Annotated in this window: 13 protein-coding genes; 5 read left to right on the forward strand and 8 right to left on the reverse strand. The window is 58.7% G+C overall.

Annotated features, from left to right (window positions below):
- Window positions 1-10 precede the first annotated feature (10 nt).
- The 3 genes from FOM02_RS38005 to FOM02_RS38015 all read left to right on the forward strand — a co-directional run bounded on the left by FOM02_RS38005 (window position 11) and on the right by FOM02_RS38015 (window position 3,473).
- Window positions 11-1,027, forward strand: a complete 1,017-nt coding sequence (locus FOM02_RS38005; RefSeq protein WP_027562154.1) for a glycosyltransferase family 4 protein — start codon at window positions 11-13, stop codon at window positions 1,025-1,027.
- A gap of 68 nt (window positions 1,028-1,095) precedes the next feature.
- Entirely contained in the window at window positions 1,096-2,187 is a 1,092-nt protein-coding gene (locus FOM02_RS38010; protein WP_027562155.1) for an acyltransferase family protein, read from the forward strand.
- Between the two features lie 203 nt (window positions 2,188-2,390).
- Window positions 2,391-3,473 carry an acyltransferase family protein gene (locus FOM02_RS38015; RefSeq protein WP_063617210.1) on the forward strand — a complete coding sequence of 361 codons (1,083 nt, stop codon included), beginning with the start codon at window positions 2,391-2,393 and terminating at the stop codon, window positions 3,471-3,473.
- A gap of 140 nt (window positions 3,474-3,613) precedes the next feature.
- Here FOM02_RS38015 and FOM02_RS38020 read toward each other — a convergent pair whose 3' ends face one another.
- Together FOM02_RS38020 and FOM02_RS38025 are read right to left on the reverse strand one after the other, a co-directional pair.
- Window positions 3,614-4,921 (reverse strand): oligosaccharide flippase family protein, encoded by a 1,308-nt coding sequence (locus FOM02_RS38020; protein ID WP_051378057.1) that lies wholly within the window; start codon window positions 4,919-4,921, stop codon window positions 3,614-3,616.
- 226 nt (window positions 4,922-5,147) lie between these two features.
- On the reverse strand, window positions 5,148-7,010 hold the full coding sequence (locus FOM02_RS38025) for an acyltransferase family protein (RefSeq protein ID WP_027562157.1): 1,863 nt from the start codon (window positions 7,008-7,010) through the stop codon (window positions 5,148-5,150).
- Between the two features lie 253 nt (window positions 7,011-7,263).
- On the opposite strand from FOM02_RS38025, the gene FOM02_RS38030 reads away from it, so the two are divergent.
- Both FOM02_RS38030 and FOM02_RS38035 read left to right on the forward strand, forming a co-directional pair.
- A complete protein-coding gene (locus FOM02_RS38030) occupies window positions 7,264-8,538 on the forward strand; it encodes an O-antigen ligase family protein (RefSeq protein WP_027562158.1) in 1,275 nt (424 codons plus the stop codon).
- 83 nt (window positions 8,539-8,621) lie between these two features.
- Complete coding sequence (locus FOM02_RS38035; protein ID WP_027562159.1) at window positions 8,622-9,623, forward strand: hypothetical protein; 1,002 nt, start codon at window positions 8,622-8,624, stop codon at window positions 9,621-9,623.
- Between the two features lie 96 nt (window positions 9,624-9,719).
- Here the strand turns inward: FOM02_RS38035 and FOM02_RS38040 are convergent, their stop codons facing one another.
- The 6 genes from FOM02_RS38040 to FOM02_RS38065 all read right to left on the reverse strand — a co-directional run bounded on the left by FOM02_RS38040 (window position 9,720) and on the right by FOM02_RS38065 (window position 16,755).
- Window positions 9,720-10,400, reverse strand: coding sequence for a hypothetical protein (locus FOM02_RS38040; protein ID WP_051378058.1), 681 nt, complete (start codon window positions 10,398-10,400; stop codon window positions 9,720-9,722).
- Window positions 10,401-10,487: 87 nt separating this feature from the next.
- A complete protein-coding gene (locus tag FOM02_RS38045) occupies window positions 10,488-11,831 on the reverse strand; it encodes an O-antigen ligase family protein (RefSeq protein WP_159073950.1) in 1,344 nt (447 codons plus the stop codon).
- Between the two features lie 95 nt (window positions 11,832-11,926).
- Window positions 11,927-12,928 (reverse strand): ABC transporter substrate-binding protein, encoded by a 1,002-nt coding sequence (locus tag FOM02_RS38050; protein ID WP_159073951.1) that lies wholly within the window; start codon window positions 12,926-12,928, stop codon window positions 11,927-11,929.
- Between the two features lie 115 nt (window positions 12,929-13,043).
- Entirely contained in the window at window positions 13,044-13,556 is a 513-nt protein-coding gene (locus FOM02_RS38055; protein WP_051378063.1) for a hypothetical protein, read from the reverse strand.
- Window positions 13,557-13,570: 14 nt separating this feature from the next.
- Entirely contained in the window at window positions 13,571-14,320 is a 750-nt protein-coding gene (locus FOM02_RS38060) for a hypothetical protein (protein WP_027562162.1), read from the reverse strand.
- A gap of 8 nt (window positions 14,321-14,328) precedes the next feature.
- Complete coding sequence (locus FOM02_RS38065; RefSeq protein ID WP_231164288.1) at window positions 14,329-16,755, reverse strand: polysaccharide biosynthesis tyrosine autokinase; 2,427 nt, start codon at window positions 16,753-16,755, stop codon at window positions 14,329-14,331.
- Window positions 16,756-16,862: the final 107 nt, after the last annotated feature.

Consider the following 16,862-nt stretch of genomic DNA (forward strand, 5'->3'; position numbering starts at 1 on the left):
TAGGCCAGCGATGCACTGGAAGGTATTGACGCCCTTCAGCCCCTCGACCACGACGGGCTGGATACCTTCCTACATCTCCGATCCAAGTCTGACCTTCGAGGTGATCCCGTCCGACTATGATCATGATCGATCTCGCCGCCTGTCCGGCTTGCGCGAGTGGATCGACTATGCGCGTCATGCCGTTCGAGCGTGGTTCAAGACGCCTTCGAAACCCGACGAGCAATTCGGCTATCTCACGAGCTTTCCTCAACTGCCGATCTGCCTCGCGCTGATCAAGCGCCTCACCTTTTCGAAGGTGCCGATCGTCGCATGGTGCTTCAATCTCGGATCGACCTACGACGGAGCTAAGGGCGTGCTCGCCCGTTTTGCTTCGCGCGCCATCGACATCTTCGTCGTTCATTCGACGGCCGAGATCGATATCTATTCGAAATGGCTGCGGCTGCCGCGGGACAAATTCATTTACGTTCCTCTCTCGGTGGAAATGAAGGCATTGCCGCCGGTCACCGGCAACGCGGATCGCTTCGTGTTGGCGCTGGGAACGGCCAACCGCGACTACGACGGCCTGGTGAAGGCACTCACCCCGCTCGGATACCGTACCATCATCGTCTCCGGCCCCAAGGCCATGGAAAACGTGCAACTGCCGCCTTTCATCGAACACAGGAGCGGCCTGCCGCTTGAGGAATGCCATAAGCTGAGCCGCGCCGCCGATCTCATCGTGATTCCACTCAAGGAAGTCGAGGCCGCCTCCGGTCAGGTCAGCTTCCTCGAGACCATGATGTTCGGACGGCCGGTGGTCGTGACGCGCGCGCCGGGGACGGTGGACTATATCGAGGACGGCGAGACCGGGCTCCTGGTCGAGCCGGGCGACATCGAGGGCCTGCGCAACGCCATCGCAAAACTATGGAACGATGAAGATCTTCGCCTGAGGCTCGGAAGCGCGGCAAGAACAAGCGTCGAGAATTCGGCGACCTTCAGGGCCGTCGCCCCGAAAATGTGCCAGGTACTTAAGGGATTCGCGGCTACCTAACAGATCGGGATGATGCAGGGGCTGGTGAAAACCAGCCTCTCTCGAAGAGAAGAAATGAGTACGACCGGATGCATCGACACAACAATTTCAACCTCATCCGTGCCGTTGCAGCGTTCGCGGTTCTGGTTTCGCATGCATATCCAATTGCCTGGGGTGGACGTACGATCCAACCTCTCGAAGACCTGCTGCAACTAACCGGTGGCTTGGGTCGGTTTGCGGTCATAATCTTTTTCATCGTCTCGGGCTACTTTATCACCCAGAGCGCGCTTAGAAGCAAAAGTTCCTTCGACTTTTGGGTAGCGCGATTTCTGAGAATTTATCCTGGGTTGTTCGTTTCGCTATCGTTGACTGTGCTGCTTGCCGCCGGTGTATCCACACTGAGCAACTCCGAATACTTCTCCAGCCGCGAAACGTATACGTATCTGCCAGCAGGGTTATCGCTTCTCTGGATACAATACAGCCTCCCGGGCGTCTTTAGCGGCAATCCCTTTCCTCAAGTCGTAAACGGATCACTGTGGACGCTTTTCTATGAGGTACTTTGCTATGTGATGGTCTCCGTGCTGGCCACTCTCGGCATTCTGCAACATAGCAAAGCGCGTGTCGGCTTCTTCGTCTTGTATTTGGTCGCATATGTCGCGGCAAAGACGATGGTGCTTACTGGCCTTACACCAGCTTGGGTCAGCCCTGCCGCAAACAATTTCCTGAACCACCTTCTTGAATTGACCCCGGCGTTCGTCATCGGAATGCTGTTCTATGTCTATCGCGACCAACTTCCCTTGAACGCTATCATTTGCGTCGTCTTTGTACTCGGAACGGCGCTTTCAACGAACTTACCTTTCCATCGTGAGATGCTGCTATTTTCAGCGGCATTTTGTACCTTCTACATAGGCTTTCGATCGCTGCAGGTGCTGTATCCCTTCAATAACTTGGGGGATTATTCGTATGGCATCTACATCTATGCCTTTCCGATTGAGCAGCTCGTTGCCCATCTGTTCGGCAACATATCGGCACTGACAGTCGTCGCAATCTCCACGCCGATTACAATCGCGATAAGCGCTGCTTCCTGGCATACGATTGAAGCGCCCGCCCTGTTGCTCCGCTCAAAGGTCGCCTTGGGGATCGCAATCAGACGCCCTGAAATCTCGACCCAACCGGACTGAGAGCGCCCATCAAAATTCCGGGCACGCGCTCTACAGCCGTTAGCTGGAACGGGTCGAGCAGCGGTGATCGCATCCGCACGCCGGGAAAATTCTCTCATCGTTACGAACGACTGCCCTAAAACGCTCAAGTTTCTGGATACATTCGAGAACGCATCACAGGATTTCGCAAGGCGACGCCTTGCGGAAGATGTGGGTTGTCCTGGATGCATCGAAACAACAACTTCAACTTCATTCGTGCAGTCGCCGCCTTCGCGGTGCTTGTGTCACATGCATATCCGATCGCTTGGGGAGCAAAGACGGTACAGCCGTTCGAGTCGGAACTTGGTATGCGAGGAGGGCTCGGAACCCTCGCAGTGCTCGTGTTCTTCAGCGTATCGGGTTACTTCATTGCGCAGAGTGCACTTAGAAGTGCGGGCCCGTTTGATTTTTGGACTGCGCGTTTTCTAAGAATTTACCCCGGATTGCTCGTGGCGCTTCTGTCGACAATGCTACTTGGCGCAGGCGTATCTGTGCTGAGCGTCGGCGGCTATTTCTCGAGCATTCGAACTTATGCCTACATTCCATCAGGATTGTCACTTGCCTGGGTGCAATATGAGCTGCCCGGCGTATTTGACGGCAACCCGTTCCCCCAACTGGTGAACGCCTCGCTCTGGACACTCTTTTATGAAGTCCTCTGCTATGTGATGGTCTCGTTTCTGGCCGTGCTCGGCATTCTCCAGAACAAGACCGCGCGTGCCACTTTCTTTGCGACCTACCTAGTCCTGTATGTCGTAGCAAAGCTGATGCTGATGGCAGGTCTCTTTCCTGACTGGGTAAGCAAAGGCGCCATCAATTTCCTGTCTCACCTGCTGGATCTCACCCCGGCTTTCGTCATCGGAATGCTGTTCTATGCTTACCGGGATCGGCTGCCGCTCAACTTCACGATCTGCGCAGCGCTCCTCGTGTGCACGGTGTTGTCGGCCAACACGCCATTCTACCGTGAGATGATCCTGTTCTCCGTCGCCTTCTGCACGTTCTACATAGGTTTTCGGTCGCTCAAGGTGCTCTATCCCTTCAATAACCTCGGCGACTATTCCTACGGAATCTACATCTACGCTTTCCCGATCGAGCAGCTCGTAGCCTACTTCTTCAACGGCATTTCACCGCTGGGCATCATTGCGATCGCTACGCCGCTAACGATCGGCATCAGCGCCGCGTCATGGCATACGATCGAGGCTCCCGCTCTGGCGCTTCGCTCCAGGATCGCGCTGCTCATGTCGATGAAACGGGCCAAGGCCTCGGCCTAAAGCGCGATAAGATCAGGATGAATCGTCATCGAGGTTATTGTTTGAGCATGATCTTTTCGGAAAACCGCTGCGCACTTTTCCGGATCATGCTCTAGAGCCTGACGGCGACGAGCTCAGCAGGCTCGAAGCCGTCGCGGCGCTCAGGCGTGGCTCGCCTGTTTCTCCAGCTTGAGCTTGCGATCGAACTTCGTCGCCACGCCGAGGATATAGCCGAGGAAGCCGATGTTGGCCAACGAGCCGGCCAAGCTGAAGAGCGCAACCGGCACGATCGGGTCGGTCTTGACGAAGACGTTGATCGAGAGGGCGCCGAGCCTCACGATGATGCTCAGGATCTCATAGACCAGGTACGCGGGCTGGACGCGATAGACCGATGCAGCCGCAAAGGCGGGTCTCGTGATGATCGCGGTCAGAAACACGAAGGACAGGAACTGGCTGTAAGTACCCGCTTCGGTCCATTTGGCACCGAAGACCAGGCCGAAGATCTGCGGGCCGAAGAGGATCAGAATCCCGAAGGGCAACGCCGTGATCGCGCACAGCGCACCGGTCGCCTTGAGCAGCAGTGGACGCGTCTCCTGGCCATGATTTGCGAGCTCTGCCAGCCGCGGAAAGAAGATGTCGTTGATCGTCTTTGCGAGCAGCCACGCGGGAGCTCCCAATGCGGAATTGCACAAGGAGAAAAAGCCTGCGGCGACGTGGCCGTGGAAGACCGCCAGCAGCAGAAGCGGACTGCTCTGGGATACCGCGCTGACCAGCGTCTGCGGCGCCCTGAACAGCGGGAAGTCGACATATCTGCGCGCCATGAGCCGCGTCCGCTGCACGGAGACCCATGCCGGCCAGCGCTCACCACCGACATTCAGCCAGAGCAGGAACACGACCGAGCTGAATGGGCTCGCGAGCATCGACACCAGGATCAACGCGAAAGCCGTAGGCCAAAATACGCCGACCAGCACTTTTGAAAGGCTCACGACGATCGCCTGGGCGATGATGACCCTGGCCGATGTGGCGTATCGCTTCTTTCGGAGCATCCATTGCTGCGCCGCCTGTAGCAGGGCTTCAAAGACCACCTGAAGCGGCAACACAAACAAGAGAAATTGTGTGGTCTCCACCCGATCCAGCCACGCCAGATACAGACCAACGCCGAGCAAAAGCGCGGCGGCAACGGCAAACGACGACAGGAGGCTTACCCAGACGAGCGCCTGAGCATCATCATCGTGAGACGGCAGCACGATTGCCGCGGAATAGGTCAGCGTCGCAACCGCGTTGACAAGCACGACGATCGCCATGAACGTCCCGAGCGCGCCGAAAGCTGCCGGGTCGAACAACCGGCTAAGGATCGGCGACGCAGCGACAGTAATCACCTGGGCCGCGGCCGTACCAGTGAGCACCACAGCAATGCTGCGCACCAGTGGACGGCCCCAGTAACTGCGGATCAGGTCGATTGGCGACATGCTGGGCTTGTTCTAGCGAGAGAGGCTGTCGTCACGGAAAGACGGCCCAAGTCAGAGCCTGCGAAGCGACGATAGTTCAACGCCGCCCCCTCCGTTTCTGGCCCGGTCGAGATGTAGATTGCCGCAAATGAAGCGGTCCGGCGCTGGCCATTTGCGATGAAGACAGCGCTGACTAGCACATCGAATTGGAGGCCGAAAGGCGGATATCGTCGCCTCGAGCCAAGCGTCAATGCGCCTCCGAGGTCCTTGCCTCGACACCCGATATCAGCGGAAAGATGGACTTGACTGCCGCCAGGCTACCCTTCTCCGAGAAGTGACCGTAGTCGATATAGAGCAGTCCCGCGCTCGTCTTAAAGGAGCAAAGGGTCTTTTCACACAGGAGATCGAAGGGCGAGATATAGTGGGCTCCTTCTGATTGTAGCCTGATTTTTTGCTCCAGGGCTTCGTCGTAGTTGGCGGCGTACCAGTCCGACCGCTCCTTCAGCCTGACGGCCAGCGCTCGTGTATCGATCCCGAATTCTGGCGACTGGCCAAAAACGAAGACGTCGGCGCCGGCGGCCTCGATCTGTCGAATGGTGTCGCGGAGGTCGAAACCGCCGCGGGTGGTCAGAAGCCCCCACCGCGCACTCAGGATGACCTTCCTGATGCCGAGTTGCTTGATGATCTCCAGGGCATGGGCGTTGAAGGCTTGGCAGTTCGGAAGCTTGTAGGAGTAATACTTGAGAACGGGAGGACAGCCGGCCGCAGTATATTGATAGATGTTCGCATTCAACTGCGTGCCGTAGGCGATGATGCCGGGGACGTAGTGCGCGGCGAACGAGTCACCCCAGAGCAGCACGTTCTCGCTGTATCCGTGGGTCAACGCGCACTTCTTCGCATCCCACTTATCGAAGGTCTGCGATCCGTCCAGAAAACAAACTCCATTTCGCCACAGCCCGGGACCGGCCGCGGCTGCCACCTGCATGTCCGGAAATCTCGCGGGAAATCCTGCGGACAACGTACCGACGGACCCCAGGATAACCAGGAACGCGACGGCAGTGCCCCAAGACGCAAAAACCGCCTTTCGCGTCATCGCGGCTCCGCCCCGCCTGAACGGCGTTTCGATGAACCTCCAGGAGAGAATGGCCAGGACGAAGCTGGCTACGATGATGAACAGGACCTGGAGCGCCTGGGGGTTCTGCAACAGATAGTATCGCATCATGACCGTGATCGGCCAATGAACGAGGTAGAGTGAATAAGAGATCAGGCCAACCAGCACCAATGGCCGGACACTCAAGATTCGGCCAACCCGCGTTGCGTTATCGGCTCCGGCGAATATGACGAGAAAGCTTCCGATGCATGGAAGCAGTGCGGACACGCCGGGAAAGGGTGTCGCGTCACTGTAGGAGAAGACGCAGAAGCCGATCAGCGCGAGGCCCGCGGCTGCCAACAGTTCAGCCAACCACGGGGCCGGCCTCGGAGGCGGCGTAAGCACCAGCATTGCCCCGAGCAGAATTTCCCAGGCGCGGGTCGGCAAGAGGTAGAAGTTCGCAGTAGGCGCGGTGTAGGTCGCCGAGATGCTCAGCAACAACGAGAGCAGAAGGACCGGCCAGAACAGATAACGCCACGTCCGCTCGAAGAAGTACCTGCTCGCCGCCATCGACAGCGGCATGAGGATGTAAAATTGCTCTTCGACGGACAGCGACCAGGTATGGAGAAGCGGCCGAAACAGTGACGACGCATCGAAATAGCTGGAGCTACGCCAAAAATAGATATTCGAGACTGAGAGGACCGAAGCGATCAGGCTATTGGATAAATCGACCAGTTCTTGCGGCAGCAGGAGAAAAAGTGCTGCCGCAAAAGTGAGGCAGAGCGTGGCCACCAGGGCAGGAAATATTCTTCGAAATCTGCGCTCATAAAAGCCGGCGATTGAGAAATGACCGGATTCTATTTCCGCGCGAAGCCCCTTGGTGATGACGTAGCCGGAGATGACGAAGAAAACGTCGACCCCGACGAAGCCTCCCGAGAAATAGGGAACCCCTGCGTGAAAGAAAAGAACAGGAAGAACTGCGACAGCTCTCAGGCCATCGATGTCAGCGCGGTACTGCATAAGATTCCGGGAAGAAATACGCAGGTCTCTTGTGTGGACAAAAGTTGTCATTTCCGTGGAATGGTTTCGGAACAATTACAAATGATGCCGTTGTTTCCCTATGCGCGGAAGCCGAAATGACGGGCATGGAGGTGCTAAGATTAATGCAGAGAGGCACGGCCGTCGGTCCTCGAGCGCTGGCACCGACAGGGCCAATCGGATAAAGTGAACGCGAATTTCGACCTGCCATTTACCCCGGATCGGCGACGAATAGATGAACCTCGCAAGAGTGGCGCTCTTTTGGCTCATAGCCACCCGTACCAGCGCCGAAATCGTGATCGGACTCATCGGCAGAACGAGTGGCGGCGACGAGGGCGGCTTCTCGCTCGGCGCGCTGTTCAACCTTGCAGCACTTTCCATCGCAGCTGTGGCAGTGCTTTACAGTTCCCGGGCGAGATCTGCTCGAGTCCCCCTGTTGATCTGGGCGCCTTACCTCATCATCGCGTTCTTGTCGTTGGGTTACACGTCTGCCCTCGGCGACAGCGCAAAGCTGTTGATGAGCACGCTCACATTCCCCGCAATATTCCTCGCAGCGTTCATCCTCCTCAGAACGAAAGAGGATGTCGCAAATCTGATGCTTTGCATCATCTACTCATCTGTCGTTCCCACTGCGGTGGCCTTCTATGAGCTGGCCGCCGGCGGACTTGCGAGCGGACGGATACAATCGACGTTCTCTCACCCGAACGTCTTCGCCTTTTATTTGATCGCCGTCATATGTGCGATCTTGTATTACAATCTGGTGCTTCACCGCCGTATCCCGGTTCTATGGCGCGCGTCCCTGTTCTCGTACCTTTTCGTGCTATTCGGGTTGTTGATGGCGACCCAAACCCGGTCGGCTTGGCTGGCGATGGCTGTCTTCATCGTCATCTACGCCATCGGCGTGGATCGGAAGTTGCTCGTGGTCCTGCCGCTGGCTCCGCTGATCTTGCTGGTGCCTGTTGTTTCTGAACGTTTTGAAGGCATCGGGGCCGAGCCGACCATCACCTTCGAGGACATCCAAGGCGGCTATGTGGTCGTCAACTCCTACGGGTGGCGTCAGCTGCTCTGGGGACGCGCGTTGGCGGATTCGGAGGATGCTCGCCTACTTGGCAAGGGTCTGGGCACACTAGGAAAGAACGCCGAGCGCTTCTTTCCTTTGGCCAATCATGCCATCGAGGCACATAGCGCCTATATCCAGACGATTTACGAGCTCGGACTAGTGGGGTTGGCGGGTTACGTGCTGCTTTACGCAGGCGTCATTGTCGCGGTTTTCGTCTATCGGCGTCGTGCAATCCGCCCGGCCTACATCATCATCGGCTTCGCCACCGTCAACCTGATCATCAGCTATTCGGATAACCTGCCCTATTACCTGTCATACAATTGGTACGCGTGGGCGATATTCGGAGCGGATTTCGCGCTGCGATTTGGGGTTCTAAAGCCGACGCCGGCACAGCACTCTCCGCTTGCGGAAGTGCCATCTCCCACCTTAGCTGCCGTGCAGCCGAGATAGACGGGATCTTCGGTCATCGCACCGAAGACACCATCGTGTATCTCTCCTGATAAACCCTGCAATCCAATCAACGCGGAACAACCATGAACTCCCTGCCTGCTGGAGGAGACCTTGCAAAACCTACAGGGAGATCGTCCGCGGGATTTCTGACCCTGGCGATCGGCGCGCGGGATTACATCGACCAGGCCTATTACCTCGGCCTTTCGCTGAAGGCGAACATGCCTGCATATCCGATTGCCGTCGTAACGGATGATCAAAGCGGAAGGCTTGCCGGAGTTTACGACCACCTCATTCCGGCGCGGCAATCGCTGGGGCGTGGCGTGCGCCAGAAGATGTACATCGACCAGTATTCGCCTTTCGAGGAGACGCTGTTCATTGACGCCGATTGCATTGCCGCGCGGCCGTTCGAGCACGAGCTGAACGAGGTCCGCGGCTTCGACTTCAGCCCGGTCGTACAACGACATCTTCGGGCGGGTGACGCGGACGAGTACTTCCTGGATCTCCCGGGCCTGATGCATCGCCTCGAGTTGCCATCTCTCCCCAAGTTCAACGGCGGTGTCTACTTTTTCCGAAAGTCGGCTCTGAGCGCGAGGGTTTTCGAATCCGCGCGGCGCATCCAGAATGATCCTGCCAGTTACGGGCTGAAGGCATTCGATTCAACAGGCCCGGGCGACGAGCCGGCCTACGCCCTTGCGATGGCGCAGCACGGCATCTCAGGATACGACGATCAGGGCCGCTTGATGCGGACCCCCGTGAGCCTGCGCGGGAAGCTGACGATCGATCCGACGCAAGGCCAGTGCAGCTTCATGAGGGCGGAGGGTCTTGTCACTCCGGCAATCTGCCATTTCGCCGGCGACTACCGTTTCTTGCCGGAATATTACTATGCGCGGATCGCGCTCGAGCGAAATTGTGCTGTCGCCGCCATTCCGATGCATCTCAAAGCATCGACATTGGTCGCGCTGGCGAGGCAAAGGGCCGCCCGGCGCCTGCGATGGCTTCGAAGCTCCCTAGAGAAACGCGTCGGACGAATCTCCGCGACGATCGGCTTGGGAACTCCGTCCAAAAACCCGGAAATCCGACGCTAAAGCCAGGTCGGGCATCCGACGTAATGACCAAGTCTAACCGGCTGCCGGTTGCCCGACCGGCGACCAGCAGTGCGCTCACAGCCGAAAGCGCGCCATCTAGGGGGTCGAGCTGCTTACGCTCGTCGTTGTGGTGTTGATCGTCGTCGACACGCTCAGGCCCGTGGTACCACCACTGAAAAAGTTGGTGGTCGGGTTGGTGACGCTGTTTGCGAGGAAAGTCTGCAAGGTGCTCGATCCGCCGAACTGATTGGTCAATGGGCTCGTTTGGCCACCGCTGGCACCACCGGAGAAGCCACCCGCGCCGCCGCCAACGCTACCGATCAGCTGGTTCCCGGTAATGGCTGCGTATTGCTGCTTGGCATCGGCCGAGTTCGTGCCGACGATCTGCGTTTGGATGTCGCTGGCAAAGTTGGGGTCGGGACGAATGCACTGGTTCGCCGCCAGCCCGAGTCCCGTCCCGATGGCCTTCTGCAGGTCGGAACTCGGAAGCGGATCCGTCTTCAAGAGGCCGATGACCAAGGGCAACATGGCCGGGTCGCTGATGACGAGATCCCGGACATCAGCCGTCACATCTCCAGGCGAGCGCGACGAACCGGCGGTTCCCAAAAGCGACGAAGGATTTGCACTGAAATCGGCAATCTTTTGAGGGGACGCGGCGCCCGGACTGCAAGCCGCGGAGGCTTGCTGAGCCCCTCCGACCAGCGCCAGCAGGAACACCGCTGACGTCACCCCCCTCAAACCAATACGAAAATCCCCAAGAAACGTTGCGATTGTCATTGGACACCAAACTGTCAAACGGCGCTTGCCGCAATTATTAATAACCTATTGACATTGATAGCACATTTCGATCGTTCCGTCCAGAGATCATGGAACAGACAATCGGTCGCTCGCTCCGGATGACTGGGCCAGTCCGATTCCGAGTAACACCATGATACTTATGGAAAATCCTGGAATTTGCAGGGAAAAGTCCAAGAGCGAATGGAGCAGCCCGAGCGCTCCGGCCCAAAAAGCCATCACAGGAAATACGCGGTCGCGCCGGCGCCGGACCATGGCGCGCGCCAGAGCGACCATCACAGCGGCCCACACGGCGGCGATCAGGCCGGCGAACGGCAGGCCCATTTCGGCTGCGAGCTCGAGCGGGGTGCTGTGGGCGCGATCCCATACCCCTCCGATAGGAACCTCGCGGCTGCGATATTCCGGGAAAACCCACCTGAATGTGCCGAGGCCGGTCCCGAGGAGTGGATACTCCCGGATGATCTCGAGCGTCGATCTGTAGGCCTCCGCCCGTCCGCCGCCGGAAAGCCCTCCCGTATCGAACCGAGCGTTGACGGACCCGCCCAAGACCGAACTTAGCAGGACAGCGGCGCCGACGATGGCCACAACGGCCATCGCCGCCGCCCGCCAGCTGCGCACCCAGACACGGTAGTACGAAAGCGCGCCGCCGGCGACGACGAGAAGCGTGGTGCTGGTGCCGAGCCGCGACCCCGTCATGAAGCTGGCTGAGAGCGTCAAGAAGAAAGCGACGGAGCAGATCAACGTTCGACGCGATGGACGTTCGAACAAGGCCCTGATGATGTGACGTCGCGAGACCTCGCGAAGCCTCAGGCTCCGCGCGCAAAGCAGCAGCCACGCCAAAGCGCTTGCCCCCAGATACACAGCAGCCGTGTTGGCGTTGATGAAAGTCGTCGTCAGGACGTTGCGATAGGCCACCTTCTCGAGCCAGAGCACATGATCAGGCGCAGCAAGAAAGCTGACAATTCCATACACTGCATAGAAGAGGCCGGACCAGGCGAATATCTCGAGGAGCAAGGCCGCAGACCACCTGCTCCGGCCGAGGCAGATCCCGCAGAACAGCGCGAGCGTATTGGCGATCTGCGCTCCGGCCGCAATGCTCGGCAGATCGCGTACAGCGCTGATACGAGCGGTCGGCTCGGTGCCGAGCAGCGCCGAACTTTCACGCCAGATCGGATGGGCGAGCGCAGCAAGAGACGGCGGCAGCCGGATGAGCTGCAACGTGACCACCAGCAACCAGCAGCAGATCACAACAGCGAATCCCGCAAGCACGGCGAGGCCACAGACATGGCGCCACACGCAATGCAAGGCTATTGCCGCCAGCAAGGTAACCCAAACCGCCAGCACGTTGTTTTGTACCGAGCCAAAGATCAGCGGCACCGCAGCGATCACGAGCCCGAGAGCGTAGGTTGCCAATCTTTCGCTGAGGGGTATTTCGATTGCGGCAGCCGTCTGCTCTTCAGCTGCAGCCGCTTGCCGCTCAGCGCGTATTTGCGACCGTCCAGACATCGCTAATCGGCCTGAACCGACCGCGACTGCCTACGATAAACGTCCGGCACGAGCGAGAAGTCGATGGCCGCGCGCAGATCTACCGGGTCTGAGATCACGCGCTGTTGCAGCAGGAGTCTCTGGAACTCCTGCCATCGCGCCAGATCGAGCTCGGCCATCCTCGCCCCAAAGGGCCTGATCAAATCGCGCTGCTGCTCAAGCATGGTCATCGAGCGTTCTGGCGTCGCTGCGCGCCCAATCGCCGCCGCGACGAGCGCAGCCGTTCGACGGGGATCGAGATCGGCTCGCGCCCAGGATGCAAGAAGTGCGGAGACGAAGGTTTCGGCCGAACTGGACGACGTTGCGAGCATCTGCGTCGAGGCGATGTAGACCGTCCCCGGAATGTGGATCTTGAAGGCACCTGGATCGAGTACACGATAGGGTACCTTGAGCCGGCGCAACTCCGCGCCCTCAACTTCCAGGTAGCCAGCCAGCACGTCGATGGCACCAGCCATGAGCTGTTCCACCGTGCCGGTGGCTTCGGTCGCCCTGACCAGGCTGCGTTGCACAGCATTTCGGCTGATGAGCGCTTCGACGACAAACCCGACCTCGCTCGACGCCCTGTAAGCCAGAGTCTTGCCAACCAGATCCGACGGGGTCTGCAAGTCGGTCGTGTCGAGCGCGAACAGGCGGATTGAGCTCGCAACATAGGAGCCGGCGATCGCGACAACCGGCATACCTGCGGCGCGCGCCCGCAGAAATGCCATCGCGGAAACATGCCCGATGATACGATCGCTAGCAGCTACGGCCTTCACCACGTCGTCGTCGTCAACACCGACCTCGAGGCGTGAAGACAACCCAGCCTTCTGAAAAACGCCATCGTTGACACCGAGCACGACGCCGGCGGCAGCCTCGGTTAGAGGACCGTTCCACTTGATGATCAGCGCTTGCGAAGCGGACTTACCTTCCTTGATTGCGATCGGCGACCATTCTCTGACCAAGAGAGAGGCCGCAATCAAGGACATGACTCCGACGAGCCCGCCCAGCAACATCGCGCGCGGAAACAATCGCCTGGAGACGGATCCTGATGGCCTGCCGTGGGCACGCCGCGACCCGTCCCGCCTTGATCTCCCGTGGGGCCTAGTTGGCATATTCGCGAAATGAATACTGAAAATCGGAGTACGAGAAGATTCCGAGGATGTGTTGCTGACGACGATAACCACCAACCGACATCGTCGTGCAGCTATCAGTCTTGTAGTAGCAGGCCCGAATCCGGATCTGCTTGCCGCAGTGATTGTCGAGAATGAGGATATGATTGAAGACGTTCTTGTTGAGCGTCTGACTTTCGGACGTCGACGATACGGTGAGACATGGCTTACCGGTCGGATCGAGGGCGCGGGGACGCGAGACCGTGAAACTCTTGGGCTGCGTCAGCGGAGAACTCGTCGCGAACTTGCCGGAGCCGCCGACCGTTTCGTCGGACAGAGGTTGATTGGCAAGACTTGCCTGTCCGAATGCTGGCCCGCCCACGACGCAGATCGTGCCTAACACGAATACCGGCAAGATCTCGCGCAAGCAGTTCGCGCGACCGGCCCGGGAGAGGATCGGTCCGATGGCTCGGGCCATCATCTTCTCAGGCATGACCGCGCGCATCCATCTGTTCCAAACTATTGCTGCCGTCCCAATGGATCACGCAACTTCACTCCGGGCACCGCAAGATCCGCGCCTTCAGCGCGAGCCATGCGCGCAAATTGATATCGCATGGTCGGATCCGTCCACTCCAGCTCCGACAGCAATTTATCGCGGATAGGCCAGCCCGCCCCCAAAACGTTACGCACGGCGGTGGCGAGCAGACCCGAGTTAACCAATGTGGCAAATTCGGCGCGGACGGCACGCTTTTGATCTTCTGCCAACAGCTCATAAACCGCAAGGGAATAGACGTTTCGACGGACGGCTATCCATCCCTCAACCGGGGCCAGCCGGTACGACATCGCAAGGCTGGCAAGCTCCGGTCCGGCCGGAGCTCCCTGGTTGATCCGTATCCAATACCGAATGAACCAGAGGAAGCCCTCGGTCGGAGCACATGCAATCGTCTCGTCGAGTGCTTCGCGCGCTCCCATGAGCTGTTGATCTGCCCGCTTCGGGTCAGCCGCGGCCACCGCCTCCTCGTATAGACGGGTACGGATGATCACGTCGCTGCGGAGCTCAATTGGGTTGCAAGGGACCCGCAGTTCGGCGGTTTTCAGTTCGGGCAGCAATGCTTCAAGCCGATCGAAGCGATCCGAAGCCAGAATTCGCGTAGCGAATCCATTCAGCCGCGTCTCGCGATCAGGGTGGATGAGGAAGAACACACCCCACCCCCCCGCCAGGAAACAAGCACAGGTCGCAAGCAGCCTAACGGTGAGCAGCAGGCGCAACGATCCTTCTAATCGACGTAGCCGTATCGGTGGTAATAGCGGTTTCGATAGTAATCGCCGCGGTAGGCGTCATAGCGGCCCAGGGCTGCGATATCCACCTTGTTCAACACTATTCCCATCAGCTTTTTCTGCACGCCTGGCGCTTCCTCCAGGCATCGCTTGACGACATCGATCTTGGTCTCGGCCCATTCCACCACCAGGGTATAATGGTCCACGATGCGCGACGTGCCGCGCACGTCGATAACAGGCGCGAGCGGAGACAAGTCGACGATGATGAGATCGTAGTGGTTTCGTAGCGCCTTGAACAATCTCTCCATCGGAGCCGAGGCCAGCAAATCGGCCGAGTTCGACGATCGTGACGCGATGACGCAAGGCAGGAAGTGGAGCGCGGACTGACTGTCAGTCCAGATCAGATCCTTGAGCTCCGCCTGACCGAGAACAAGCTCGATTAGTCCGGCCTGCGCATCCGGCGAGAAACGCCGGGTCAATGATGGGTTGCGGATATCGCAGTCCACCAGAAGCGTGCGCGTACCGCTCATGGAGCTCGCCTGCGCGATGGCGCCGGCAATCGTCGATTTACCTTCGTTGGGCAATGACGATGTGATGCCGATGATCTTGCAGGACGCCTCGTCCCTGCTCAGATCGATGGCCATCTTGATCGCTCGCATAGATTCCGCGAAACGAGAGAACGGCGCGCGGGTCACAACACCGGACATAGTGTCAGTGACGTTCATCTGCCGGCCCAGAAGCTGAGCACCGGCCGGATACTCCGAAGGGACGACCTGTTGCTCGGGTTCGCTCCTGCCTCTCAGATGGCGCCAACCAGAGGCCAGTTTGGCCACCGTTCTCGCTTTGCTCCAGCCCGTCTGGGGCAACTCATCCGGCTGAACGCGCGGCACGACCGCAAGACAGCTCATACCCAGCATCGCTTCAACTTGCGGCGCCGTGCGGAACACGCGATCCATCATATCCCTGATGAACGCACCTGCTCCAGCAAACAAGCCGCCGACGAGCAAGCTGCCGAGGAGCACGAGCAAGGTCTTCGGGGACGACGGACTCAGCGAAATTGCAGCCGGCGTGATCACGCGAGCTTCGGTAATCGGAAAGGACTGCTGCTGCACCGACACCATGTACATCTGCAAGAAGTTGTCGGAGAGAGCACGCGCGCTCTGCGCGTTGCTTTCCAGATCGCGCAGCACAATTTGGGCCTGGCTGGTGTCGTTGGATTGGCTGATCGCGTCGTTGAGGCTCTTCTGGCTGGCCTCCTCGCGCGACTTCGCGATTTCTAGATCACTCTTGAAGCTTTCGGCCGTTCGCCTCAGCTCGTCCTTGATCGACCGCCGGATCTCGCGCATCTGATTGCGCAGATTGATCACTGCAAGATGGTTCGCACCGTAGCGATTCGACCAGTCCGATTCCTTCGCCGCATAGTCGAGATAAGTCTGGCGCAGCTTGACGATGACGGGATTCTGCATCGTGTCGGCGACCGTCGCGAGGTCATTGAGAATGACGTTGCGATCTTCGTCGTCAGACTTCAGAATCGCCGTGATGCGCTCGAGACGGGCTTGTGCTTCCGCACGCTGCGCCCGCGCGACGGTCAGCGCACTGTTGATTTCAGCCAGTTGTTGCTCGCTAAGCAGTCGACCGCCCGCATCGACGATGTTGTTCTTGGCCTTGTAGTCAGCAACCGCGCGCTCGGCAGCGGATGCCTGCGCCCGCAGTTCCTTCATGCGATCCTGGAGCCACACCGCGGCACGGCGGGACGCGTTGTACTTGGCCTCGAGAGAGTCGACGATATAAGCCTCGGCCACCGCATTCGATATCTGCGCGGCGCGGTCCGCGGATGTCGAGCGATAGGATATCTCGATGACGTAGCTCAATCCCACGCGTTTAACGGCGAGGTTCTTCTGAAAGCGACTAAGCGCCTTACGCAACTGCTGATACTCGGACGGCGGCGTGGGACTCGAAAACAGAGAAAAGACGGCGCCTAGAACATTGCCGACGAGCCCGCCGCTGTCGCCGGTAAACTCCGGTTCGTCGACCAAACGCAGGTCCTTGATGACCGAGAGGGCGATCGTATCCGACTTGATGATCTCGACCTGGCTGTCGATCATTGCCGATTCAATCGGCGCATCACTGCCAGCAGACTGTTGCTGCTGCATCAGGTTGATCTTGCGGCTGTCGATGATCAGACTGGCAGTGCTCGTATACATTCGCTGCGCGGTGATCACGTAGAGCAGCCCAAGCGACACGCACGCCAGGAAAACGAAGATCATCAAGGGAAGCTGCCGCGAGACCAGCCCCTTCAACGCCAGAATGGCGTCGCTGATCGACAACAGCTCCGGCTCCGGAGCCTCGACGTTGACTGAAGGCAATCGGCTATGAAGCATGCGCGGAGTACTTTGTTGTTTGAGGAAAGCGATGCTGCGCTGCACTAAAATAGCATAAGCATCACGACGAATATGAGGCGTTTGGCAAAGGCAAGCACTTCATGAACCGCATCGGGGCAGCTATTTCTCGAATATAATCAGTCTCTTGGCGA

The organism is Bradyrhizobium sp. SEMIA, assembly GCF_014844175.1.
GTDB lineage: Bacteria > Pseudomonadota > Alphaproteobacteria > Rhizobiales > Xanthobacteraceae > Bradyrhizobium > Bradyrhizobium arachidis.